This is a genomic window from Streptomyces sp. MMG1121 (assembly GCF_001280015.1).
Lineage (GTDB): Bacteria > Actinomycetota > Actinomycetes > Streptomycetales > Streptomycetaceae > Streptomyces.
The window spans coordinates 230,307-255,088 of record NZ_LGDV01000001.1 but is presented as its reverse complement, the minus strand read 5'-3'; the positions used below and the strand labels follow the sequence as shown (position 1 = coordinate 255,088).

At 73.1% G+C, this 24,782-nt stretch carries 20 protein-coding genes; 4 read left to right on the top strand and 16 right to left on the bottom strand.

What is annotated here, in order from left to right; translation table 11 throughout:
• Window positions 1-45 precede the first annotated feature (45 nt).
• A complete protein-coding gene (locus tag ADK64_RS01140; RefSeq protein ID WP_053653965.1) occupies window positions 46-1,410 on the bottom strand; it encodes an NAD(P)/FAD-dependent oxidoreductase in 1,365 nt (454 codons plus the stop codon).
• 216 nt (window positions 1,411-1,626) lie between these two features.
• A complete protein-coding gene (locus ADK64_RS01135; RefSeq protein WP_053653963.1) occupies window positions 1,627-2,523 on the bottom strand; it encodes a TIGR01777 family oxidoreductase in 897 nt (298 codons plus the stop codon).
• A gap of 65 nt (window positions 2,524-2,588) precedes the next feature.
• Between ADK64_RS01135 and ADK64_RS01130 the strand changes: the two genes are divergently transcribed.
• Complete coding sequence (locus ADK64_RS01130) at window positions 2,589-3,068, top strand: GNAT family N-acetyltransferase (RefSeq protein WP_053653961.1); 480 nt, start codon at window positions 2,589-2,591, stop codon at window positions 3,066-3,068.
• 3 nt (window positions 3,069-3,071) lie between these two features.
• Here the strand turns inward: ADK64_RS01130 and ADK64_RS01125 are convergent, their stop codons facing one another.
• Window positions 3,072-4,256, bottom strand: coding sequence for a MarP family serine protease (locus ADK64_RS01125; protein WP_053653959.1), 1,185 nt, complete (start codon window positions 4,254-4,256; stop codon window positions 3,072-3,074).
• Window positions 4,257-4,731: 475 nt separating this feature from the next.
• Between ADK64_RS01125 and ADK64_RS01120 the strand changes: the two genes are divergently transcribed.
• Complete coding sequence (locus tag ADK64_RS01120; protein WP_420712934.1) at window positions 4,732-5,496, top strand: peptidoglycan recognition protein; 765 nt, start codon at window positions 4,732-4,734, stop codon at window positions 5,494-5,496.
• A 275-nt stretch (window positions 5,497-5,771) separates the two neighbouring features.
• Here ADK64_RS01120 and ADK64_RS01115 read toward each other — a convergent pair whose 3' ends face one another.
• The 9 genes from ADK64_RS01115 to ADK64_RS01075 all read right to left on the bottom strand — a co-directional run bounded on the left by ADK64_RS01115 (window position 5,772) and on the right by ADK64_RS01075 (window position 17,890).
• A complete protein-coding gene (locus ADK64_RS01115; RefSeq protein WP_053653954.1) occupies window positions 5,772-6,290 on the bottom strand; it encodes a DUF4240 domain-containing protein in 519 nt (172 codons plus the stop codon).
• Between the two features lie 99 nt (window positions 6,291-6,389).
• A complete protein-coding gene (locus tag ADK64_RS01110; protein WP_053653952.1) occupies window positions 6,390-7,376 on the bottom strand; it encodes a helix-turn-helix transcriptional regulator in 987 nt (328 codons plus the stop codon).
• A gap of 65 nt (window positions 7,377-7,441) precedes the next feature.
• Complete coding sequence (gene aceE / locus ADK64_RS01105; protein WP_053653951.1) at window positions 7,442-10,144, bottom strand: pyruvate dehydrogenase (acetyl-transferring), homodimeric type; 2,703 nt, start codon at window positions 10,142-10,144, stop codon at window positions 7,442-7,444.
• A gap of 292 nt (window positions 10,145-10,436) precedes the next feature.
• Window positions 10,437-11,060, bottom strand: a complete 624-nt coding sequence (locus tag ADK64_RS01100) for a GntR family transcriptional regulator (protein ID WP_053653949.1) — start codon at window positions 11,058-11,060, stop codon at window positions 10,437-10,439.
• Window positions 11,061-11,263: 203 nt separating this feature from the next.
• Window positions 11,264-12,922: a 2-oxoglutarate dehydrogenase, E2 component, dihydrolipoamide succinyltransferase gene (gene sucB, locus ADK64_RS01095; protein ID WP_053653947.1), complete on the bottom strand. Its 1,659-nt coding sequence runs from the start codon at window positions 12,920-12,922 to the stop codon at window positions 11,264-11,266.
• 62 nt (window positions 12,923-12,984) lie between these two features.
• Window positions 12,985-14,373, bottom strand: a complete 1,389-nt coding sequence (lpdA, locus tag ADK64_RS01090; protein WP_053653945.1) for a dihydrolipoyl dehydrogenase — start codon at window positions 14,371-14,373, stop codon at window positions 12,985-12,987.
• A 292-nt stretch (window positions 14,374-14,665) separates the two neighbouring features.
• Complete coding sequence (locus ADK64_RS01085; RefSeq protein WP_053653943.1) at window positions 14,666-16,222, bottom strand: leucyl aminopeptidase; 1,557 nt, start codon at window positions 16,220-16,222, stop codon at window positions 14,666-14,668.
• A gap of 219 nt (window positions 16,223-16,441) precedes the next feature.
• Window positions 16,442-17,050: an RDD family protein gene (locus ADK64_RS01080; RefSeq protein WP_234384420.1), complete on the bottom strand. Its 609-nt coding sequence runs from the start codon at window positions 17,048-17,050 to the stop codon at window positions 16,442-16,444.
• A 45-nt stretch (window positions 17,051-17,095) separates the two neighbouring features.
• The gene (locus tag ADK64_RS01075) at window positions 17,096-17,890 is read right to left on the bottom strand and encodes an adenosylcobinamide-GDP ribazoletransferase (RefSeq protein WP_053653941.1); all 795 of its coding nucleotides are present in this window, start codon (window positions 17,888-17,890) and stop codon (window positions 17,096-17,098) included.
• A gap of 59 nt (window positions 17,891-17,949) precedes the next feature.
• Between ADK64_RS01075 and ADK64_RS01070 the strand changes: the two genes are divergently transcribed.
• On the top strand, window positions 17,950-18,714 hold the full coding sequence (locus ADK64_RS01070; RefSeq protein ID WP_053653939.1) for a hypothetical protein: 765 nt from the start codon (window positions 17,950-17,952) through the stop codon (window positions 18,712-18,714).
• Between the two features lie 8 nt (window positions 18,715-18,722).
• Here ADK64_RS01070 and ADK64_RS45745 read toward each other — a convergent pair whose 3' ends face one another.
• Genes ADK64_RS45745 through cobT form a run of 3 tightly spaced genes read right to left on the bottom strand, consistent with a single transcriptional unit; the run spans window position 18,723 to window position 22,481 of the window.
• Complete coding sequence (locus ADK64_RS45745; protein WP_053653937.1) at window positions 18,723-19,487, bottom strand: hypothetical protein; 765 nt, start codon at window positions 19,485-19,487, stop codon at window positions 18,723-18,725.
• A 24-nt stretch (window positions 19,488-19,511) separates the two neighbouring features.
• Window positions 19,512-21,308, bottom strand: coding sequence for a phosphatidylglycerol lysyltransferase domain-containing protein (locus ADK64_RS01060; protein WP_053653935.1), 1,797 nt, complete (start codon window positions 21,306-21,308; stop codon window positions 19,512-19,514).
• A gap of 57 nt (window positions 21,309-21,365) precedes the next feature.
• Entirely contained in the window at window positions 21,366-22,481 is a 1,116-nt protein-coding gene (gene cobT, locus ADK64_RS01055; protein WP_053653933.1) for a nicotinate-nucleotide--dimethylbenzimidazole phosphoribosyltransferase, read from the bottom strand.
• A 133-nt stretch (window positions 22,482-22,614) separates the two neighbouring features.
• Here cobT and ADK64_RS01050 point away from each other — a divergent pair, with 133 nt between their 5' ends.
• On the top strand, window positions 22,615-23,577 hold the full coding sequence (locus tag ADK64_RS01050) for a class I SAM-dependent methyltransferase (RefSeq protein WP_053653931.1): 963 nt from the start codon (window positions 22,615-22,617) through the stop codon (window positions 23,575-23,577).
• A 2-nt stretch (window positions 23,578-23,579) separates the two neighbouring features.
• Here ADK64_RS01050 and ADK64_RS01045 read toward each other — a convergent pair whose 3' ends face one another.
• The gene (locus tag ADK64_RS01045; RefSeq protein WP_053653929.1) at window positions 23,580-24,782 is read right to left on the bottom strand and encodes a bifunctional adenosylcobinamide kinase/adenosylcobinamide-phosphate guanylyltransferase; all 1,203 of its coding nucleotides are present in this window, start codon (window positions 24,780-24,782) and stop codon (window positions 23,580-23,582) included.

The following is a 24,782-nucleotide window of genomic DNA, read 5'->3' as shown; positions in this document are numbered from 1 at the left end:
GCCTTCTCCGCCGCGACGGTACCGAACCGGCCCCTTCGGGGCGCCTTACGCCGCCCTCGGCAGCATCGGCGCCGGGTCTGCCCGGTGGATGGATCCCGCCGCGCCGAGGTCGGCCAGGATCGCCGCGGCCGCCCGGCGGGCCGAGTGCAGCGAACCCTGGACCGTGCTGGTGTCCCGGTGGTCGCCGCAGACGTACAGGCCCGCCAGGAGCCGTACCGGGCGGCGCAGGTCGTGCGGGGGCCGCATCTTCGGGACCGCCTCCGGGGTGTGGTGCACGGCCAGCGTCTCCCAGCGGCGCGTCGAGGTGCCGTAGAGCCGCGCGAGGTGCATACGGACCGCCGTGTCCACGCTCTGCGGCGGTGTGCCCAGCACCGTGGAGGAGATCAGCGCCCGGCCGACCGGCGCCCGGCTCGGGTCCACGTTGCTGACCACCGCCGTGTGCGCCACCGGCCCGCCGCGGTCGGCGTCCAGCAGCAGCGAGGTGCCCGTGCCGAAGGCGGCCGCCGGCTCGTCGGTGGTGTGGTGGACCACGGTCACCGGGTGGAAGTCCGGCACCCGCAGCCCGGGCAGCAGCTCCGCCGCGGCCCGCGCGTCCGTCGCCAGCAGCACCGCCCGGCAGCGGAACTCGCCGTGCTCGGCGGTGCTCACCGAGGTGGTGCACACCGAGGTCACACGCACCCCGGTGTGCACGGTGCCGGACGGCAGCGCCCGCGCCAGCAGCTCCGGCAGTACGTCCGCGCCGCCCTCCGGCACACACAGCCGCCCGCTCGCGAAGGCGCGCAGCGCGAGGTCGGCGCACCGGCTGGAGGTGGTCAGCTCCGGGTCGCACAGCAGCGTGGCGAGCAGCGGCCGCAGAAAGCCCTCGACGGTGCGCGCCGGCACCCCGCGCTGGGCGAGGGCCTGGGCGGCGGGCATCTCGGGCCGGGCCAGGACGCGTTCGACGGGCATGGCGGCGATCCGGCCGAGCGCGGCGCCCAGCCGGGCCTGGTCCACCGCACCGCCCACCGGCGTGCCGACCCGGCCGGGCACGGCCGCCGGGCCCCTGGGGGCGCTCGCGAGGGCGCGCACCGCATGGAGTGCGCCCCTCGCGCTCCCGCCGGCCGCCGGCGCGCCCGCGCGCTGTGTCCGTCCGTCGCGGTGCAGCAGGACGCCGGGCGCGAAGCGGCGCAGGACGAGGGAGTCCAGGCCCGGGGTCAGCCGGAGTTCGGGGTAGGACGTGGACAGCAGCTGTCCGATGCGGTCGAGCCGGAAACCGTCGACCTTCTCCGTCGACATACGGCCGCCCACGTACGGGGCGGCCTCCAGGACTGCGGTCGTTACTCCTGCGCTGGTGAGCCGATGAGCCGCCGAGAGTCCGGCGATTCCGGCTCCCACGATGACGACGTCCACCTGGTACGCGGGCTCAAGCACGAGGCCCCTCCTGTGGTTGCGCGGCCGGTGGAGACGTCATGCCCCCAACTGGCTCCGGGGATACCCGAGTTCGGGTCGAGGTTAGGGCCGCGATCGGTCGCAAACAGTCGCGCATGAACAGGGCACGGTCGCATGGAGGTCGCATACGGTCACAAGAGGTCGCAGGACATCTCTCGTGACATCCCTCGTGTGCGTCGGGCCATGGGGCCGGATGCGTCAGGCCGCCCGGATCGCCTCCTCGATGTCCGGGAACGCGAACCGGAACCCCGACTCCAACAGCCGCTTCGGCACCACCCGTTGGCTGCCCAGCACATCCCCGGCCAGCTCGCCCAGGGCCGCGCGCAGCACCGGGGCCGGTACCGGGAAGAGAGCCGGACGGCGCAGTACGCGCGCCATCGCCGCCGTGATCTCACGGTTCGTCAGTGGCCGCGGCGCCGTCAGATTGACCGGTCCGGACAGGGCCTCGGTGTCGATGAGATGCCGGATCGCGGCGACCTCGTCGTGCAGCGCGATGTACGACCAGTACTGCCGCCCGTCGCCCAGCCGCCCGCCGAGCCCCGCCCGGAACAGCGGGAACAGCCGCCCCCAGGCCCCACCGCCCCGGGCCACCACCAACCCCGTTCGCGCGAACACCGTCCGCACGCCCGCCTCCTGCGCGGGCGCCGCCGCCTCCTCCCACTCCACGCACAGTGCGGGCAGGAACCCGTCGCCCGGCGGCGCCTCCTCGTCCACCGCCCGGTCGCCGGTGTCGCCGTAGAAGCCGATCGCGCTGCCGCTGACGAAGACCCGCGGCGGCTCCGGCAGCGCGGCCACCGCCTCCGCCAGCGCGGCCGTGCCCAGCACCCGGCTGTCCCGGATCAGCCTCTTGTACGCCGGCGTCCAGCGCCGGTCGCCGATCCCCGCGCCGGCCAGGGCGACCACCGCCGTACAACCGGTCAGCCCCGCCGCGTCCACATACTGTTCCCCGGGGTCCCAGCGGACCTCCCGCGGCCCCGCCGCAGCCCGCCGCACCAGCCGTACGACCTCGTGCCCGTCCGCTGCCAGGGACCGCGCCAGGGCGCTGCCGATGAGTCCCGACGCCCCGGCCACCGCGATGCGCATCCGTTGTTCCATGGCCCCAGCATGCCCGCGCGAATGCCGCGTGAGGTGCTCCGACCGCCCGCCGTAGGGTGAGCGTCATGCCGGAGCCGTACATACGCATCGCCGTCGCCGACGACGAGGAGGCACTCGCCCTCCTCGACCGGGCCACCTGGTCCACCCTGCACGCCGTGTCGCCCCCGCCCGAGGGGCCGTTCTTCGACGAACGCCATCCCCCCGGGGACTACCTGGTCGCCGAGGCCGGCGGACGGCTCGTCGGCTACATCCGCATCGGCCGTCCGACCTCGCTCGCCTCGAACGCGCACGTACTGCAGATCCAGGGCCTGGCCGTCGCCGACGAGGCGCGCGGGCTCGGGCTCGGGCGCACGCTGGTCCGGGCCGCCGTCGACGAGGCGCGCGGGCGCGGTGCGCGGCGGCTGAGCCTGCGCGTGCTCGGGCACAACGCCCCCGCCCGCGCGTTGTACGCGTCCGAGGGGTTCGCCGTCGAGGGCGTCCAGCCGGCGGAGTTCCTCCTCGACGGCGCCTACGTCGACGACGTGCTCATGGGCCGCGAGCTGTGACGGCTACGAGCTGACCAGCTGGCCCGTGTCCACCGGTGCCGTCGCCATGGCCGCGCGCTGCGCGTCGCCCGCCACCTCGGCCGCCGTCAGCGCGTACCCCGTCTCGGAGTCCGAGGTGGAGCGGGCGAAGACCACGCCGAACACCCTGCCGTCGGTGGTCAGCAGCGGGCCGCCGGAGTTGCCCGGGCGGACCGTGGACCGGATCGAGTAGATGTCCCGGGTGACCGCGCCGTCGCTGTAGATGTTCTGCCCGGTCGCCCGCACCCGGCTCGCCACCGTCGCCGCCTGCAGGTCCAGGCTGCCGTCCTGCGGATAGCCCGCGACCACCGCAGAGTCCCCGCGCGCCGCGCTCGTGTCGAAGCGCAGCACCGGGGCGCGCAGCTGTGGCACGTACAGCACCGCCACGTCCCGGTCGGGGTCGAAGAGCACCACCCGGGCGTCGTACGACCGCCCGACCCCGCCGACCCGCACGCTCGGGTGGTCGATGCCCGCCACCACGTGCGCGTTGGTCATCACGTGCTCCGTGGCGAAGACGAAGCCGCTGCCCTCCCGGCCCTCGTTGCCGGAGATGCCCTCGATCTTGACCGTGCTCAGCTTCGCCGCGCTCGTCGCGGCCGGGGTCACGCTGTCGCCCGAGGGCCGGGCCACCCGGGCCGTCGACTCGCTCTCGAACGGGTTGAAGACCTGCGGGAAACCCGCCTCCGTCAGCGCCGAGGTGGCCCGCGAGAACCACGCGGGCGTCGTCTGCGGCATCGTCTGCTGCACCGCGCCCAGCAGCGTCGAGTTCCGGATCGCCGTCGCCAGCGTCTGCGACGGGGCCGCGCCCAGCACGCTCGCCGCCACCCAGGCCACGATCAGCACCGCGACCGAGTTGGCCGCCGCGCCGCCGATGCCGTCCGCCACCCGCAGCGGGCCCCGGTCCAGCTCCCCGCGCAGCCGCAGCGCCAGCCGGCCCGCCAGCTCGTGGCCCACCACGGCGGGCACCAGCACCGTCACCAGGGCGAGCACCGTCGCCGCCGCCGAACCGCGCGCCACCAGGCCGGTCACCCAGGGCAGCACCCACACACCGACGACGGCACCGCCGACGAAGCCCGCGAGCGAGACACAGCCGGCCACCAGGCCGCGCCGGTAGCCGGACACCGCGTAGACGAGGATCACCAGCACAAGTACCAGGTCGAGCAGGTCCACTGAGCCGCCTTTCTCTCGGACCCCTCAGTACGGACGGGACGGGCCCGCTGATTCAGTCACCCACACCTGAACGGCCACCGCGCGGCGAACCGACCACCGTATGTGTGTACCCCCAGAAACGTCCCGGACCAGGACGATGGTTCCACCGGGTGGCACAGCGCACATCGCGGGCACGGCGCGTCGGCTCGAGAGTAGGACCATGCGCGCTGTCCGAAGATCGCTGAGAAGGCTGAGAAGGCTGACAGGACCGGCGGCCCCGGATCCGCTGCCGGGAGCGGCTGGGACGCCGGGGTCGCCGGGAGGGCGGGCGGGGACGACCGGGCTGCCGGGCGAGGCGGGGCTGCCCGAGCTGCCTGGCCCGCCCGAGGCGCCCGAGCCGTCCGGGTCGTCCGAGGCACCCGAGCCCCCAGCGGCACGCGGCATGACGCAGTCGCGGCGGCTCGCTTGGAGTGATCGGGTTCCCGGGACCGTGCTGGTGCTGCTCGAGTGTCTGCCCGGGATGTTCGCCCTGTTCGCGCTCGTGCTGTTCGCCCGTGGTGTCGACAGGCCCGTCACGGTGCGGCTCGAGCAGCACGGAGCGGGTCCGGTCACGATGGCCTACCGGGCCGCCCAGCCGCGCATCGTGCCCCGGTCCGTCTGGCTGGGCCCGTCCGCCGGGCACCAGCCGCCCCCGCGCTACGACGACAAGGTGGTCGCCATCTTCCTGCACCACACCGACTCGCCGGGCAACTACGACTGCAAGGACGCGCCCCACATCATCCAGCACCTGTACAGCGGCCAGACCGGTGACCGCCAGTGGGACGACATCGGCTACAACTTCATCGTCGACCGCTGCGGCACCATCTACGAGGGCCGCGCCGGAGGCGTCGACCGGGCCGTCACCGGCGCGCACACCATGGGATTCAACCACCGCACCGCCGGCATCGCCGCCCTCGGCACCTTCACCGCCGGCGTCCCCGTGCCCCGGGCCATGACCGACTCCATCGCCGCCCTGACCGCCTGGAAACTCGGCCTCGCCGGTATCGACCCGCGCGACAGCACCCTCCTCCAGTCCAACAGCAACCTCAGCCGCTACAAGGCCGGCACCACCGTCGCCCTGCCCGTCCTGGCCGGCCACGACGCCGGCTACATGACCAGCTGCCCCGGCGCCGCGCTCACCGCCCGCCTGCCCGAGATCCGCCAGACGGCCGCCCGTCTCCAGGGCCGCCCCGTCCGGGGGCCGGCCACAGGAACGCCATAGGCGCCGCGCAGCCCGCTCCGAGCCCCGCGCCCTACGGTCGAGAGCACGACAACAGACCGACCGGAGGCGGGGCAGACGATGAGCGGTCGTGCACAGCGGCAGGAACAGCACACCTCTTGGCGGAGCCGGGCCGTACGCGGCCCCTGGACCGTGGTCTGCGTGGTCGCCGCGGTCGTGGTCGGCCCGGCGGCCGGCACGGCGTCCGCGCTCGACCGGGCCAACGCGGCCCCGACCCTGCCCAAGTCCCTCGTGGGACGAGGTGATCCGGGCCCGGCTCAGCCCCTGAAGCGATCCCAGAGCCGGGGATAGCGCTCCGCGAGGACGGCCTCGTTCTCGAAGTCGATCGAGGCGCCCTCCGGCTCGGCGGGGGCCGGGGCGATGCCCAGATCGGGCGCGACGGTGCCGGTCAGCTGCTCATAGGCCTCGTCCGCCGCGTACCCCAGCTCCTCGCCGTCGCCGTCGATCTCCTCGTCGAACTCGCCCAGCAGCCCGGCCAGCGAGTCAGGATCGTGCAGACCGCCCTCGAAGACCTCCCGCCCCTGACCGATCAGCCAGCACCGGAAGAAGTCGAACGCGTCGTCGCTGGCCCCGTCCAGCAGCACCCAGGCGGCGCCCCACAGGTCCCAGTGATAGGCACGGTTGTAGCGGGCCTCGAAGTGACGGGCGAAGTCCAGGACCATGTCCGGCTCCAGCTGGAGCAGCCGGTCCAGAAGCAGGTCCGCCTGCTCCTCGGGGTCACCCTCGGCGGCCTCGCGGGTCGCGTCGATCAGCTCCCAGAACTCCGTCTCGTCCATCACCGCTCCAGCATCGGGCCTCGGCCGGTGCGACGCACGCGGAGTACGCCGGAGTACGGCGGATCGTTATCCGACGGCCCCGCGGCCGCCGGGCCCGCGTCATCCGGCGGCCCCGCGGCCGTAGCGCGCGGCCAGCCGGGCCGCGTCCCGCGCGAACCGCTCCCGCAGGCCCGCCGGGGCCAGCACCTCGGCCTCCGCCCCGAGCGCCGTGAGCTGCGTGTGCGCGACCTCCTCGGACTCCACCGGCAGCGTCACCGACACCCAGCCCTCGCCGTCCGGCTCGCCCACGTCCGCCAGCGCCTCCCGCGCGGAGATCGGATCGACGGCGTACCGCAGCCGGCGCACACCCTGCGGAGACAGCCGTACGACGACCTCGGCGCGCAGCAGCGAGCGCGCGAACCGCTGCGCCTGCCCGGTCCAGTGGGCCGGCAGATCGAAGCCGGGGTCGCGGTCGAAGCGCTCGTCGACCGGTTCCACCGCGTCGAACCGGTCGATCCGGTACGTCCGGAAGGCACCGCCCCCGGCCACCCGCGCGCACAGGTACCAGACCCCCGCCTTCAGCACGAGCCCGTACGGCTCCAGCTCCCGCCCGACCGTGCTCTCCCCACGCCGGTAGCGCACGCGGATCCGCCGGTCGTCCCACACCGCCTCGGCCACCACCGGCAGCAGCGCGGGCGTCTCCGGCTCCCGGAACCAGGCGGGCGCGTCCAGATGGAAACGCCGGCCGGCGCTGTCCGGGGCGTCCCGCAGCGAGGGCAGCAGCGCGGCCGACACCTTCAGCCGGGCGGCGCAGGCCGCGTCCGCCAGGCCCATCTCGCGCAGCGCCTCCGGCACCCCGCTCAGGAACAGTGCCTCGGCCTCGCTCCTGGCCAGCCCCGTCAGCCGTGTGCGGTACCCGCCCACCAGCCGGTACCCGCCGGCCCGCCCCCGGTCGGCGTACACCGGCACGCCCGCCTCCGACAGCGCCTGCGCGTCCCGCGTGACCGTCCGCTCCGACACCTCCAGCTCCCGGGCCAGCTCGGCGGCGGTCATGGAGGGACGGGACTGGAGCAGAAGCACCATCTTGATCAGGCGGGCCGCGCGCATACGGCCATCATGCAACGAGGCCCCCGCCGGAGCGGGGGCCTCGTCACAGGGACAGCGGCGGGCTCTTACAGCCCGTACTTCTCCCGGGCCTCCTTGACCGCCGTGGCCTTGACCTCGCCGCGGCGGGCGAGCTGGGCCAGGGCCGCGACGACGATCGACTCGGCGTCGACGCCGAAGTGGCGGCGGGCGGCGTCACGGGTGTCCGACAGACCGAAGCCGTCGGCGCCCAGGGAGGAGTAGTCCTGCTCGACCCACTGCGCGATCTGGTCGGGGACCTGGCGCATGTAGTCGGAGACCGCGAGGACCGGGCCCTCGGCGCCCTGGAGCGCCTGGCGGACGTACGGCACGCGCTCCTCGCCCCGCAGGAGGGCCGCGTCGGCCTCCATCGCGTCGCGGCGCAGCTCCGTCCAGGAGGTCGCGGACCACACGTCGGCGGCCACGCCCCACTCCTCGGCGAGCAGCTTCTGCGCCTCGAGGGTCCAGTGGATCGCCGTACCGGAGCCCAGCAGCTGGATGCGCGGGGCGTTGGCGGCCGGGGACAGGCCCGCGGACTCCACCGTGTTGAAGCGGTACAGGCCCTTGACGATGCCCTCGTCGATGCCGAGGCCCTGCGGCTTCGCGGGCTGCGGCAGCGGCTCGTTGTAGACCGTCAGGTAGTAGAAGACGTTCTGGTCCTCGCCCGGCTTGGCCTCGCCGTACATCCGGCGCAGACCCTCACGGACGAGCACCGCGATCTCGTAGGCGAACGCGGGGTCGTACGACAGCGCCGCCGGGTTGGTCGCGGCGATCACCGGGGAGTGGCCGTCGGCGTGCTGCAGGCCCTCGCCCGTCAGGGTCGTACGGCCCGCCGTCGCACCGACGAGGAAGCCGCGGCCGAGCTGGTCGCCGAGCTGCCACATCTGGTCGGCGGTGCGCTGCCAGCCGAACATCGAGTAGAAGATGTAGAAGGGGATCATCGCCTCGCCGTGCGTCGCGTACGACGACGAAGCGGCGATGAAGTCGGCCATCGATCCGGCCTCGGTGATCCCCTCGTTGAGGATCTGGCCGTTCTTGGCCTCCTTGTAGTACATCAGCTGGTCGCGGTCGACCGGCTCGTACGTCTGGCCCTTGGGGGAGTAGATGCCCAGCGACGGGAAGAGGCTCTCCATGCCGAAGGTGCGCGCCTCGTCGGGGACGATCGGCACCCAGCGCTTGCCCGTCTCCTTGTCGCGGACCAGGTCCTTGACCAGGCGGACGAAGGCCATCGTGGTGGCCACGTTCTGCGAGCCGGAGCCCTTGTCGAAGGAGGCGAAGGCCTTCTCGGCCGGGGCCGGCAGCGGGGCCAGGGCGTGCGTGCGGCGGGCCGGGGCCGGGCCGCCGAGGGCCGCGCGGCGCTCCTGGAGGTAGCGGACCTCGGGGGAGTCGGCGCCCGGGTGGCCGTAGGGGACCACGCCGTCGACGAAGTCGCTGTCCTTGATCGGCAGACCGAGCAGGTCGCGCATCGCCTTGAACTCGTCCACCGTCAGCTTCTTCATCTGGTGGTTGGCGTTCTTCGACGCGAAGCCGTCGCCGAGGGTGTGGCCCTTGACCGTCTGGGCCAGAATCACGGTCGGCGCGCCCTTGTGCTCGACGGCGGCCTTGTACGCGGCGTAGACCTTGCGGGCCTCGTGGCCACCGCGCGAGAAGTGGAAGACCTCGAGGATCTTGTCGTCGCTCAGCAGCTTCGCCAGCTCGGCGAGCGCCGGGTCCTTGCCGAAGAAGTCGGCGCGGATGTAGGCGGCGTCGCGGGTCTGGTACGTCTGGATCTGCGCGTCCGGTACCTCGCGCAGCCGGCGTACGAGCGCGCCCGTGGTGTCGAGGGCGAACAGCTCGTCCCAGGCGGAGCCCCACAGCGTCTTGACGACGTTCCAGCCGGCGCCGCGGAACTGGGCCTCCAGCTCCTGCACGATCTTGAAGTTCGCGCGGACCGGGCCGTCGAGGCGCTGCAGGTTGCAGTTGATGACGAAGGTGAGGTTGTCCAGCTCCTCACGGGCCGCGAGCGCGAGGGCCGCCGTCGACTCCGGCTCGTCCATCTCGCCGTCGCCGAGGAAGGCCCAGACGTGGGACGCGGAGACGTCCTTGATGCCGCGGTTGGTCAGGTAGCGGTTGAAGCGCGCCTGGTAGATCGCGGAGAGCGGGCCGAGGCCCATCGACACCGTCGGGAACTCCCACAGCCAGGGCAGCCGGCGCGGGTGCGGGTACGAGGGCAGGCCGTTGCCGCCGGCCTCCTGGCGGAAGTGGTCCAGGTGGTGCTCGCTGAGCCGGCCGTCGAGGAAGGCACGGGCGTAGATGCCGGGGGAGGCGTGGCCCTGGATGTACAGCTGGTCACCCGACCCGTCCCCCTCCTTGCCCTTGAAGAAGTGGTTGAAGCCGGTCTCGTACAGCCAGGCCGCGGAGGCGAAGGTGGCGATGTGGCCGCCGACGCCGTGCTTGGAGCCGCGGGTCACCATGGCGGCCGCGTTCCAGCGGTTCCAGGCGGTGATCCGGGCTTCCATCTCCGGGTCACCGGGCAGGCCCGGCTCGGCGGAGGTGGGGATGGTGTTGACGTAGTCCGTCTCGAGGAGCTTCGGCAGCGCGATGCCGCCCGCCTCGGCGCGCTCCAGCGTGCGGCGCATCAGGTACGCGGCGCGGTGCGGCCCGGCCTCTCGGGCGACGGCGTCCAGGGAGGCCTGCCATTCGGCGGTCTCCTCCGGGTCGCGGTCGGGGAGCTGGTCGAGCGCGCTCGGCTGGATGGCGTTGGGGTCGGTCATGTCGCCGCCTTCCTCAGTCGAAGGGGGTTCCCTCATCGGTGTAAGGGTTCAGGGGTGCCCTTGGTCTTTGGCAGGACAGGGCTAGGACTTCGGTGGAAGTCCGTCGGCGACTGTAACTCCCTGATCGATGATCGATCAAAGGGTTGAGGGGCAAAACTTCTCGATTACGAGAAAGTCGGCACGGGGTGCCTCGTATCAGGGCACCGAGTGTCTGTTCGGAGGCGCGTTTTCGCAGGTCGAGCCACGTTTGAGCGAGACTCTGCTCCGCTGCGCCAAGGGCGCGGCATGTGCCCTAGGGGCGCGGTGCGCAGCCCAGCACATGCGCCTTCACCAGCTCCGCGATCCGCGGATCCCGGCGCTTGAAGGCCTGCACCAGCTCCTCGTGCTCCTCCGCGTACGACTGCTGGACCGTGCCCAGCCAGCGGATGGACAGCGCCGTGAAGACCTCGATGCCGAGGCCCTCCCAGGTGTGCAGCAGCACCGAGTTGTCCGCCGCGCGGACCAGTTCGCGGTGGAAGCCGACCGTGTGGCGGACCTGGGCGGTGCCGTCGGCCATGCTGTCGGCCGCGTACAGGGCCAGGACGTGCGGTTCCAGGGCCGAGCAGTCCTCGGCGAGCCGGTCGGCCGCCAGCTCCGCCGCGATGGCCTCCAGCCCGGCGCGGACCGGATAGCTCTCCTCCAGGTCGGCCGCCGTCAGGTTCCGCACCCGGACGCCCTTGTTCGGCGCGGACTCGATCAGACGCAGCGACTCCAGCTCGCGCAGGGCCTCGCGGACCGGGGTCTGGCTGACCTCCAGCTCGGTGGCGATCCGCCGCTCCACGATGCGCTCGCCCGGCTGCCAGCGCCCGCTGACGATTCCCTCCACGATGTGCTCGCGGATCTGTTCGCGCAGCGAGTGGACGACGGGCGCGGTCATGGGGGCTCCTTAGGGAGGGCTGACGTTTAGACAATAAGCCCGAGGGGCCTTCCGGGAGGGGTGCGTGGGGGTGCTTTGGTGCAGGTGAGACGAGACTTACACGCAACGTGTGCCGACAAACACGAACACCCCGCCCGGAAAGCCCGGACGGGGTGTCGTACTGCCTGATCAGGCCGGAGATCCTCGGCCCGGGGGCCGCGGGGTCACAGGCCGAGCTCGACCTCGAACTCGCCCGCCTCCAGGATCGCCTTGACCGCCGTCAGGTAACGGGCCGCGTCGGCGCCGTCCACCAGGCGGTGGTCGTAGGAGAGGGTCAGGTAGGTCATGTCGCGGACGCCGATGACCGTGCCCTCCTCGGTCTCGATGACGGCCGGACGCTTGACCGTGGCACCGATGCCGAGGATCGCGACCTGGTTCGGCGGCACGATGATCGTGTCGAACAGCGCGCCGCGCGAGCCGGTGTTGGAGATGGTGAAGGTCGCGCCGGACAGCTCGTCCGGGGTGATCTTGTTGGCGCGGACCTTGCCCGCCAGATCGGCCGTGGCCTTGGAGATACCCGCGATGTTCAGGTCGCCGGCACCCTTGATGACCGGGGTCATCAGGCCCTTCTCCGAGTCCACCGCGATACCGATGTTCTCGGTGTCGAAGTAGGTGATCGTGCCCTCGGCCTCGTTGATCCGGGCGTTGATGACCGGGTGGGCCTTCAGCGCCTGGGCGGCGGCCTTGACGAAGAACGGCATCGGGGAGAGCTTGACGCCCTCGCGGGCCGCGAACGCGTCCTTCGCCTTGGCGCGCAGCTTCATCAGGCGCGTGACGTCGACCTCGACGACCGACGACAGCTGGGCCTGCTCGTGCAGCGCCTTGACCATGTTGTCGCCGATGACCTTGCGGATGCGCGGCATCTTGACGGTCTGGCCGCGCAGCGGGGAGACCTCCAGCGCCGGGGCCTTCTTGGCGGCGGCAGCAGCCGGAGCGGCAGCGGCCGGGGCCGGGGCCGGAGCGGCGGCGGCCTTCGCGGCCTCGGCGGCGGCGGTGACGTCCTGCTTGCGGATACGGCCGCCGACGCCGGTGCCCTTGACGGTGGACAGGTCGACGCCGCTCTCGGCGGCGAGCTTGCGCACCAGCGGGGTGACGTACGCGCCCTCGTCGGTCGCCTGGGCGGCGGCCGGAACGGCGGCGGGCGCCGGGGTGACCGGGGCCGGAGCGGCCGGCGCGGGAGCGGCCGGAGCCGGGGCCGCGGCGACCGGGGCGGGCGCCGGAGCCGGAGCCGGGGCAGCCGGAGCCGGGGCAGCCGGGGCCGGAGCCGCGGGGGCCGGGGCAGCGGCCGGAGCGGCGGCGGCCGGAGCCGCACCCGGAGCGCCGATGACGGCGAGCTTGGCGCCGACCTCGGCGGTCTCGTCCTCGTTCACCACGATCTCGAGCAGCACGCCGGAGGCGGGCGCCGGGATCTCGGTGTCGACCTTGTCCGTGGAGACCTCGAGCAGCGGCTCGTCGGCCTCGACGGAGTCGCCGACCGACTTCAGCCAGCGGGTGACGGTGCCCTCGGTGACGGACTCACCGAGCGCGGGCAGGACCACGTCCGTGCCCGTGGCGCCGCCGGCCGGGGCGGCCACGGGGGCGCCGGAGCCGTCGTCGATCAGGGCCAGCTCGGCGCCGACCTCGACGGTCTCGTCCTCGGCGACCTTGATGGAGGCCAGCACGCCGGAGACGGGCGAGGGGATCTCGGTGTCGACCTTGTCGGTCGACACCTCGAGCAGCGGCTCGTCGGCCTCGACGCGCTCGCCCTCGGCCTTCAGCCAGCGGGTGACAGTGCCCTCGGTGACGCTCTCACCGAGCGCCGGAAGGGTTACGGAAACCGCCATGGTTTCGGTTGCTCCTTACGAATTGCGGAAAGTCTGTGTCGTCGCGCCCGTTGACCGAAGGCTCAGTCGTGGGAGTGCAGGGGCTTGCCGGCCAGCGCCAGGTGCGCCTCGCCGAGCGCCTCGTTCTGCGTCGGGTGGGCGTGGATGAGCTGGGCGACCTCGGCCGGCAGTGCCTCCCAGTTGTAGATCAGCTGGGCCTCGCCGACCTGCTCACCCATGCGGTCGCCGACCATGTGGACGCCGACCACGGCACCGTCCTTGACCTGGACGAGCTTGATCTCGCCCGCGGTCTTGAGGATCTTGCTCTTTCCGTTGCCCGCCAGGTTGTACTTCAGAGCGACGACCTTGTCCGCGCCGTAGATCTCCTTGGCCTTGGCCTCGGAGATACCGACGGAGGCGACCTCCGGGTGGCAGTACGTCACCCGCGGGACACCGTCGTAGTCGATCGGAACGACCTTCAGACCGGCCAGACGCTCCGCCACCAGGATGCCCTCGGCGAAGCCGACGTGCGCGAGCTGGAGCGTCGGGACCAGGTCACCGACGGCGGAGATGGTCGGCACGTTGGTGCGCATGTACTCGTCGACCAGGACGTAGCCGCGGTCCATGGCGACCCCGGCCTCCTCGTAGCCCAGGCCCTGGGAGACCGGCCCGCGGCCGACGGCCACCAGCAGGACCTCGGCCTCGAACTCCTTGCCGTCGGCGAGGGTGACCTTCACGCCGTCCTGCGTGTACTCGGACTTCTGGAAGAAGGTGCCGAGGTTGAACTTGATGCCGCGCTTGCGGAACGCGCGCTCAAGAAGCTTCGAAGAGTTCTCGTCCTCGACCGGGACGAGGTGCTTGAGGCCCTCGATGACCGTGACGTCCGAGCCGAAGGACTTCCACGCCGAGGCGAACTCGACGCCGATGACACCGCCGCCCAGGATGATCGCGGACTTCGGCACGCGGTCCAGGACGAGGGCGTGGTCGGAGGAGATGACGCGGTTGCCGTCGATCTCCAGGCCCGGCAGCGACTTCGGCACGGAGCCGGTCGCGAGCAGCACGTGGCGGCCCTGGATGCGCTGGCCGTTCACGTCCACGGAGGTGGGGGAGGACAGCCGGCCCTCGCCCTCGATGTACGTCACCTTGCGGGACGCGATGAGACCCTGCAGGCCCTTGTACAGGCCCGAGATCACGTCGTCCTTGTACTTGTGGACGGCCGGGACGTCGATGCCCTCGAAGGTGGCCTTCACACCGAACTGCTCGCTCTCGCGGGCCTGGTCGGCGATCTCGCCCGCGTGCAGCAGGGCCTTGGTGGGGATGCAACCCCGGTGCAGGCAGGTGCCGCCGACCTTGTCCTTCTCGATCAGGGCGACGTCCAGGCCCAGCTGCGCCCCGCGCAGGGCCGCGGCGTAACCACCGCTACCACCGCCGAGGATCACTAGGTCGAAAACGGTGCTGGCGTCGTTCGCCACGTCACGTCCTCCATGCATGTGCGCCTTGCGCCGGTCGCCTGTGACCGGCGGGCGGCTGGTGTCCGGCCGCTTGATGCTTCGGCCCTTCGGTGGGGGCCCTGTCCTGCCGGGCTCCATCTTTGCACTTGTTCGAGGCGTACGAGACGCCGGGCCGGGGTGTGAGACACCCCACTAGAGCGCCCCGAAGGCGCGCGGGGCCCCGTTCGACATGCGGCTCCGCCGCGTGGGCGCGACCGGCCCCCACGCGGCGGAGCCGCTGTACAGCACTGCGACCCGAGTCAACGGGCGAACGTCAGCCCAGGTCACCCGCGGCGGTCAGCTCCGCCAGCCGGACCAGCGTCCGTACACCGGAACCCGTGCCTCCCTTGGGCGTGTACCCGAACTCGCCGCCCTCGTTGAACGCAGGGCCGGCGATGTCGACGTGCGCCCAGGTGATCCCCTCGCCCACGAACTCGCGCAGGAACAGACCGGCCACCAGGCCGCCGCCCATCCGCTCGCCCATGTTCGCGATGTCGGCCACCGGCGAGTCCATGCCCTTGCGCAGGTGCTCCGGCAGCGGCATCGGCCAGGCCGGCTCGCCGACCTCCTCCGCCGCCTCGTGCACCGTGGAGCGGAACGCGTCGTCGTTGGCCATGACACCGAAGGTCCGGCTGCCCAGTGCCAGCACCATCGCGCCGGTCAGCGTCGCGACGTCCACGATCGCGTCCGGGTTCTCCTGCGAGGCCGCCCACAGCGCGTCGGCGAGCACCAGCCGGCCCTCGGCGTCGGTGTTGAGCACCTCGACGCTCTTGCCGCTGTACATGCGCAGCACGTCACCCGGGCGCACGGCGGAGCCGGAGGGCATGTTCTCGGCCAGCGCCAGCCAGCCGGTGACATTGACCTCCAGGCCGAGGCGGGCGGCGGCGACGACGGCGGCGAACACGGCGGCGGCACCGCTCATGTCGCACTTCATCGTCTCGTTGTGCCCGGCCGGCTTCAGCGAGATGCCGCCCGAGTCGTAGGTGATGCCCTTGCCGACGTAGGCGAGGTGCTTCTCCGCCTTCGGGTGCTTGTACGTCAGCTTCACCAGGCGCGGGGTCGCGGCCGAGCCGCCGCCGACGCCGAGGATGCCGCCGTAGCCGCCCTTGAGCAGGGCCTTGTCGTCGAGCACCTGCACCTTGAGGCCGTGCTCCTTGGCCGCGGCCTGCGCGATCTCCGCGAAGGCGGCCGGGGTCAGGTCGTTCGGCGGGGTGTTGATCAGGTCACGGGCGCGGTTCAGCTCCTCGCAGACCGCGGCGGCACGGGCGAGCGCGGCCTTGTGGGCGGCGTCGCGCGGCTTGCCGCCGAGCAGCGCGGCCTCGGCCAGCGGCGCCTTGCCGTTCTTGGCCTTGGCGGAGCCGTTCGCGGCCTCCTTGTAGACGTCGAAGGCGTACGCGCCGAGCAGCACGCCCTCGGCGATCGCGCCGATGGCGCCGGGTCCGTCGACGGGCAGCGCGAACGCGGCCTTCCTGCACCCGGTGAGCGCACGGGCGGCCACGCCGGCGGCCTTGCGCAGCGCCTCGGCGTCGTAGCCGCCGTCGGTGTCCTCGGTGGCGTCGGCGTTCTCGGCGTCGGGTTCCGCGCCCAGACCCACCGCCACCACGAGCGGTGCCTTGAAGCCGGCCGGGGCCGGCAGCTTCGTCAGCTCGCCCTCGGCACCCGAGGCGCCGAGAGTCTCCAGGACGCCGGCCAGCCGGCCGTCGTACGCCTTGTCCACGGCCTCGGCGCCCGGCGCTACGACGGGGCCCTGGGCGCCCTTGGCGACACCGATCACGATCGCGTCGGCCCGGAGGCCGGGCGCCGCGGCGGTGCTGAGAGTCAGAGCAGTCACGGTGGTGAAATCTCGCTTCCGATGTGAAGTTGCAGTGGCCGATATGGGGTGGGTCGACCGGGCCCGAGAGCCGACCTTAGGTCCAGGCCTTCGGACAGGTGGCAACCGGGGCCTTCACCCTGTCGGCGAACACCCGGGACGAGACTACGCGCGTGCGGGCGTTCGCTCATTCCTACGGGCGTTCACCTGTGTGTGGCGTCGTGGTCATGTCCCCCGCGCTCAGTCCTGGGGCACGCCGCCCGGCGCCTGGGACGCGACCCGCCGGAACGCGCCCTCCACGGAGGTGCCGGCCAGCCGGTCGGCCAGGGAGCGGCGGCCGGGGAAGAACACCGGAACCGCGTTGACCAGGAAAAACGCCATCGCGACCGCCCACATCAGCAGCGACAGCAGGAAGTGCCCCTCGATCAGCAGCACGCAGGCCAGCGCGTACACCGCGACGTCGGCGGCGGTGGTGACGGCGGCCCGGCGCAGGGCGTGCCGGGACAGCCTCGGGGTGACCCGCAGACCGAGCAGGCCCTTGCCGAGGGTGCGGCCGAGCAGCCTCAGACAGGTCCACTGGTAGAGGAACGTGACGACCACGAGTGCCCCGAAGGCCTCCTCCACGTCCAGCACCACCGAGTCCCACAGGGACAGCCCCAGGTGCTCGGAGGCGCCGACGACGTCACCGCGCGAGGTCAGCAGGTCGAGGCCGCCCCGGGTGGCCAGTCCCGGCACATCGGTGACGAGCGCGGCGATCCGGTGGAAGGTGAGGAACGCGAGCAGCGAGGCCGCGCCCGCCACCAGCGCGAAGTCGATGAACCAGGCCACGGCACGGCGCAGCTTCAGCACGGATGTCCCCCGATCACACATTCCTGTCCGTGTACCGGCGAAAGCCTAATGACCCAGAGCCAGCACCACGAGCGCCGCCGTCGCCGCCGTCTCCTCCAGCGCGCCGAAGACGTCCCCCGTCACCCCGCCGAAGCGGCGCACACAGCGGCGCAGCAGGAGTTCCGCGGCCGCCAGGGACAGCAGGACCGCGGCCGCCGCGCGCACGGTGCCGTACCCGCCGCAGGGCGTGCCCGCGGCGGCCGCGGCCAGCGTGCAGACGGCCGCGACCGCCGCCGCGCCCGGCACCGGCACCACCCCGGCGACCGCCGCGCCGAGGCCCTCCGGGCGGGCGGGCGGTACGCCGGTGCGGGCGGCGAGGGTGAGGGCGAGACGGGCCGCCACCGCCGAGGTCACGGCCGCCGCGGCGCCCCGCGTCCACGAGTCGCCGTAGAGCTGGGCCAGCACGGCGACCTGGGCCAGCAGGGTCAGGACCAGGGTGATGACGCCGAACGGGCCGATGTCCGACTGCTTCATGATCCTGAGCGCGTCCTCGGCGGGCTTGCCGCTGCCCAGCCCGTCCGCCGTGTCGGCGAGGCCGTCGAGGTGCAGGCCGCGGGTCAGTGCCGCCGGTACGGCGACGGAGCCGACGGCGGCGAGCAGCGGGCCGGCGCCGAGGACGAGCAGCAGCAGACCGAGGCCGGCCGCCGCGGCGCCGGTGACCAGGCCGGCCACCGGCGCGGCCAGCATGCCGCCGCGCGCGGCCTCCCGGTCCCAGCGGTGCACCCGGACGGGCAGCACGGTGAGGGTGCCGAAGGCGAAACGGAGGCCGTCGAGGGGCGAGGGCGACGAGGACGTGAGCACCGGCGCAGGGTACCGGGCGGCTGTCGGCTCCCCGATGGCCGCGGGGATAAAGTGCGCACATGGGGCACTGGTGGGAACGAAACATCCTCGAACCGGGCAAACTCCCGCTGCTGCTCGCTCTCACGGCCTTCGTGCTGACCTTCGTCATCACCCGGGTGATCACGCGTCTGATCCGGGCCGGCAAGGGCCCGTTCGGCAACGTCAAGGCGGGCGGGCTGCACATCCACCATGTCGTCCCGGGGGTCGTGCTCACCGTCGTCGGCGGCTTCGGCGCGGTCGCCAGCGACCGGCAGGGCGTCGGCGGGGTGGTCAGCGCCGTCCTGTTCGGCATGGGCGCGGGTCTGGTCCTGGACGAGTTCGCGCTGCTCCTGCACCTCGACGACGTCTACTGGAGCGAGGAGGGCCGCAAGAGCGTCGAGGTCGTCGTCCTCACCGCCGCGCTCGTCGGCCTGCTGCTGGCCGGGTTCTCGCCGTTCGGCGTCAACGACCTGTCCCAGCAGGAACTCGCGGACCGCAGCACGGTCATCTCCAACATCGCCGCGAACTTCCTCCTGTCGCTCATCGCGCTGAGCAAGGGCAAGGCCCGTATCGCGGTCTTCGGGGTGATCGTGCCGCTGGTCGGGCTCGTCGGCGCCGTCCGCCTGGCCCGCCCCGGCTCCCCGTGGGCCCGTCGCTTCTACGGCGGCCGCCCCCGCGCCCGCGCCAAGGCCGCCCTGCGCGCCTACCGCCACGACCGCCGCTGGGCCCGGCCGCGCCGCGCCCTTCAGGACTGGATCGGCGGTAAACCGGACCCACGCCCGGCCCGGCTTCCCGGCGGTCGCTGAGGGTCTCGTCAGGGGTGGATCGGAGGCGCTCCCGGCCCGCGCCCGGTTCGGCTGCCCGGACGCCGTGGGCCGCGGCGCATCCGGCGGGCGTACGCGCGTCGCAGTCGCCGGCGCAGTTCGTGTGCGAACCGGTGCCGCACCGCCACCGCCAGACACAGCAGCCCCACCGCCATCAGCGCGGCCAGGTGCTCCTTGCCGGCGAGGTTCTCCTTGACCAGCACCTCGGCCACCATGGCCACGGTCACCGCACCCGCCGTCGCGTAGGCGCCGTAGCGCCAGGCCACGTACACGGCGAGCCCCACCACGGCCGCCGACGGGCCGGTGTCCACCACCTGAGCGTCCGTCCAGGGCAGCCCGAACGGGGCGTGCCCGCCGAGCGAGATGCCCACGCGCGCGTAGAGGGTCCCGGCGAGCGTCGCGACGTACGCGATGGTCAGCGTGCGCCACCAGCCGATGCAGATCTCGGCGATCCCGAACACCAGCAGGATCTGCGCCAGCGCGCCCCACACCGGCAGGTCCAGCGCCGGTACGAAGAGGGACAGGGGAGTGCGCAGCAGGGCCAGCCACAGCGGGTCCTCGGCCCGTACGGCGCCCACGTTCTGGACGAACTGAAAGCCCCACTCCTGGTTCTGCACCCACTGGAGCAGGGCCGTCAGACACACCGCCGCGAGCGTCATCGGGATCGCCCGCAGGCGCCGCTTCAGCAGGGTCTCCCGCACGGTGACGTACAGCAGACCCCACTCGGCGCGGGCCCAGCGGGCGGGCGTTCTCATCAGGTGTTCCTCATCCGGTGTGCGTCATCGGTGGGTGTCCAGGTGCCTGCGGTGCAGCCACTTCGGCAGTCCCGGCGCCTCCAGGAAGCCCTCCGCGCGGGCCGAGGCGAGGCCGATGCGCAGCAGGTCCGCGCTCTTCTCGAAGAGCAGGAACCGCGGCTCCCAGATGGGCCGGTACTTGGCGTTGGCGCGGTACAGCGACTCGATCTGCCACCACCGCGAGAAGAAGCTGAGCAGCGACCGCCACAGCCTCAGCACCGGACCGGCACCGAGGCGCGCGCCACGTTCGAAGACCGACCTGAACATCGCGAAGTTGAGTGAGACCTGAGTGATCCCGATCTCTCGGGCCCGCCGCAGCAGTTCGATGACCATGAACTCCATCAGCCCGTTGTCCGAGTCCCGGTCCCGGCGCATGAGGTCCAGGGACAGCCCGTGCGGCCCCCAGGGCACGAAGGACAGCACCGCCCGCAGCCGGCCCTCCGCGTCGGTGCACTCCAGCATCACGCACTGCCCGTCCTCGGGGTCGCCGAGCCTGCCGAGCGCCATGCTGAACCCGCGCTCGGTCGCGCCGTCCCGCCAATCGTCCGCCCGCTCGACCAGAGACGCCATCTCGCCCGCCGGGATGTCCGTGTGCCGCCGGATCCGCACCTCGTACCCGGCCCGCTTCACCCGGTTGTGCGCCTGCCGGACGGTGCGCATGGCCCGCCCCTCCAGGGTGAACTCGGCGACCTCCACGATCGCCTCGTCGCCGAGTTCGAGCGCGTCCAGACCGTGCCGGGCGTAGATCGTCCCCGCCTCCTCGCTCGCCCCCATCACCGCCGGGATCCAGCCGTGCGCCCGTGCCTCGGCGAGCCACGGCGCGATCGCCCCCGGCCAGGCCTCGGGGTCCCCGATCGGATCCCCGGAGGCGAGCGAGACGCCGCCGACGACGCGGTAGGCGACGGCCGCCTTACCGGTCGGCGACCACACCACGCTCTTCTCCCGGCGCAGCGCGAAGTAGCCCAGCGAGTCCCGCTCGCCGTGCCGGTCCAGCAGGCCCCGCAGCCGCTTCTCGTCGTCCTCGGTCAGCGGGTCGACGGCACGCCGGGAGCGGAAGGCGGCGTAGAACACGGCGAGGACGAGGGCCGTGCTGAGTACGTTGATGGCCACGTTGACCCAGTTCGGCGGGTCGATGGCGGGGAAGCGGGACTCGTCGGCGGCCACCGACACCAGGCGCAGGGCGCCGTAGTGCCAGCGCTCCAGGAAGGTCGAACGGGCCGTGTCCGGCGCCTGGTTGGTGGCCGTCACCAGCAGCGCCGCCAGCAGCGAGGCGAGCAGTCCGCCGCCGACGGCGACGGTCGCCGCGAGCCGGGGGTTGGACCGGTCGCCCTTGGCGTAGAACTCCCGCCGGCCCACGAGCAGCGCGCCGACGAAGCCGGCCGTGAGCGCCAGCGAGATCCAGTTCTGCGCGTAGCGCCGGATTTCCGGGAACGCCATGGCGAACGCGAACAGGGCCAGGAACACCCCGCTCATCACCAGGTTGAGGATCCACGCGGCCCGCTTGCGCCGGCGCATGGTGATCGCAAGGAACGCGGTGAAGACACCCGAGGCGAAGCCGGCCGTCAGCAGGTACGGCGTGAAGAAGTCGTCCTGGTTGTGGCGGCGCACGTCCTGGCCGAGCGAGACCCAGACCGCACTGAGGAAGTTGATGAAGGCGACGGTCCGCAGATACCAGACGGCGAAGGCGGCGGCCCGCCGGGAGGCCCCGGTGGACCGCCGCCCCTCCTCACCCGGGCGCCCCGGATCGGCTTGCTGCGGCACGGCAATTCGGGCATCTCCCATGGGGCAGGATCATATGGGCGCCGCCCTGACGAACCCCACTTTTCCGCCGGGGTTGCCCTACTCCTGCTCCTCTTCCCCGGTCTCCTTCTCGGAAAGCTCCCCCGGCTCCTTCCCGGACAGCTCCTCCGGCTCCCGCTCGGGAAGCTCCGCGGCCAGCGCGGCGGCGGCCCGGACCAGCGGCAGCGCGAGCAGTGCCCCCGCGCCCTCGCCGACCTTCACGCCCTGCTCCAGCAGCGGCTCCAGGGCCATCCGGTCCAGCGCCTTCGCCTGCCCCGGCTCCCCGCTGTCGTGCCCGGCCAGCCACCAGTCCGGCGCGCGGAAGGCGACCCGCTGTCCGACCAGCGCGCACGCGGCGGCCACGACACCGTCCAGGATCACCGGCAGCTTCCGTACGGCGCACTGCAGCAGGAACCCGGTCATCGCGGCCAGGTCCGCCCCGCCCACGGTCGCCAGCAGCTGCATCTGGTCGCCGAGCACCGGCCGCGCCCGCCTGAGCGCGTCCCGGACCGCCGCACACTTGCGCATCCACGCCAGGTCGTCGATCGCGACGCCGCCCCGCCCGGTCACCACCGACGCGTCGGTCCCGCACAGCGCCGCGATCAGCACCGCCGCCGCCGTGGTCCCGCCCACGCTGATGTCGCCGAGCACCACCAGGTCCGTACCCGAGTCGGCCTCCTCGTCGGCGATCGCGATCCCCGCCCGCAGGGCCGCCTCGGCCTCGTCCAGGGTGAGCGCGTCCTCGATGTCGATACGGCCGCTGCCGCGCCGCACCCGGTGGCGTCCGACGTCCTCCGGGAAGGTGTCCGCGGCGCAGTCCAGGGCCATGTCCACGACCCGCAGGGGAACCTCGGAGCGCCGCGCGAGCACGGACACCGGGCTCGCGCCCTCCAGTACCGCCCGTACCAGCCGTTCCGCGCTGCCCGCGGGCCGCGCCGAGACGCCCCGTTCGGCGATGCCGTGGTCACCGGCGAAGAGCACCACACGCGGCCGTTCGACGGGCCGTACCGGTGTGGCACTCTGCGCGGCGGCCAGCCACTCGCCCAGCTCGTCAAGGCGTCCCAGCGCCCCGGGCGGCACGATCTGGCGCTCCCGACGGGCCTCGGCGTCACGGCGCACGCCCCCGTCCGGGCGCTCGATCAGATCGGTGAAGTCGTCCAGATTAAGCCTGCTCATTCGCCGAACAGTACCGCCAGCGAACGCGTGCTTCCGCGCCACATCGCCACCACACCCCCTTGATGTCATTGCACCCAAGATCGGTATCCCATACGTTCCGCTTTGCAGTGGAATGTCGCACAGGGAGCCGCCCATGCCGACCTCGCCCCGGACCACACCCCACGCCGCCCCGTACCACGAGCCGCGCCGCGAGAACTGCCCCTGGTGCGGCGGCGATCGCCTGCGCACCCGGGCGCGGGCCACCGCGCCGGGGTGGCGCGATCCGGGCACATGCGTCGTGGACCAGTGCCGCGACTGCAAGCACGCCTTCCAGAACCCCCGGCTCACGGTGGCGGGCCTCGCCTTCCACCACCGGGACTTCTACCCGGGCCACCTGGAGGACTTCGCCGAGCGGATCCTCTCCGCGCGGGCGCTGCGCCGCCGGCACCGGGCGGCGGCCGGCGCGGTGCCGGCGCTGCCCGAGCCGGAGAGCTGGCTGGACGTGGGCACGGGCCACGCCCGCTTCCCGGAGACGGCGAAGGAGATGTTCCCCTACACGTCCTTCGACGGCCTGGACGCGACCCCCTCGGTCGAACAGGCCCGCCAGGCGGGCCGCATCGAGGAAGCGCACATCGGCGACCTCACGAACCCCTGGATCCTGCCCCGCCTGCACGCGCGCTACGACGTGGTCAGCATGTTCCGCCATCTGGAGCACACACCCGACCCGCGCGCCGAACTCCGCGCGGCCCTGACCGTGCTGCGGCCCGGCGGCCATCTGCTCCTCGAACTCGCGGATCCGCGCAGCGCGTTCGCCTGGCTGCTGGGCCGCCGGTGGCTGCCGTACGGCCGGCCCCGCCATCTGCACCTGCTGCCCCTGGCCAACGTGTGCGCGGAGCTGGAGAGCCAGGGCTGCACGATCCTCACCACGGACCGCCGCACCCCGCACATCCCCTACGACCTGTCGGCGGCCCTGTCCCTGTCCCTGCGGAACGCGGTACTCCGCACAGCGGCGGCCCCCCTCGCCGGGCTGGCCTCGGTCCTGGAGCACACCCTGGCCCCCGTACTGCGCCGCACCGGTTTCTCCAACGCCTACCGCATCGTCGCCCGCCGGGACTGACCTCAGCCCCGCAGCACCGACGCCTGCCCCGCCACCACCAGCAGCACCTGCTCGCACTCGGCCGCGAACGCCGCGTTCAGGCGGCCGAGTTCGTCCCGGTACCGCCGCCCGGACGCGGTCGCCGGCACGATGCCCGAGCCCACCTCGTTCGACACCGCCACCACCGTCCGCCGAGTGCGGCGCACGGCCGACGTCAGCTCGCGCACCCGCTCGCGCAGGGACTTCTCGCCGCCGCCCGCCCACTCCGCGTCGTCCCACGCCCCCACGACGTCCATGACGTCCGTCAGCCACAGCGACAGACAGTCGATCAGCAGCGGCGGCCCGTCCTCCTCCAGCAGCGGCACCAGGTCCGTCGTCTCCGTCGTACGCCATGACCCCGGCCGCCGCTCCCGGTGCGCCGCCACCCGCTGCGCCCACTCGCAGTCCCCGCCCCGCGTCCCGCCGGTCGCCACGTACAGCACGTCGGGGAAGGACTCCAGACGCCGCTCGGCCTCCACGGACTTGCCCGAGCGGGCGCCGCCCAGCACCAGCGTCCGGCGCGGCACGTCCGGCACGTCCTCGTACGCCCCGACCGCCAGCGTCGTACCGTCCGGCACCGCCCGCGCCCCGGCCGCCGCCAGCCGTCGCCGCAACTCCGCGCCGGGCGGCACGTCGTGGTCGAGATGGACGGCGACCACGTCCGTCGTCGGGCCGGCCGAACCCACCGCCCGCAGCCGCGCCAGCGCGTCCGGGCGGCCCACCACGTCAGCGAGGACCAGGTGGTACGACTCCGCCGTCGCCTCGTCGAGGCCGGCCGGGGCCCCGCCCGGCGGCAGATACAACAGCCGCTGGCCGTCCGGCCCGGTCACCGCGTACCCGGTGCCGCCCGCGTCCATCGCCACCGCCCGCACCCGATGCCCCGTCAGCAGCGCCAACTCCCGCCCGTCCGGCACCCTCCCGGGCTGCGGCAGCCCGGCCGGCACCTCCACCGCAGGCCCGTCGTGCGGGTGCGACAGCAGCACCTGCCGCACCCCGGCCAGCGAATGCCCGGCCCGCGCCGCCGCGAAGGCCACGCCCGGTGTCAGATCGAGCAGCAGCGTCCCGTCCACGAGCACGGCGGTCGCCGCCCGCGCCCCGGGCCCGAGCGCGGTCGCACAGACGGCGCAGGGGCAGTCGGGCCGGGGCAGTCCGGCCGGGGCGCCGGTACCGAGCAGAGTCACTTCCAC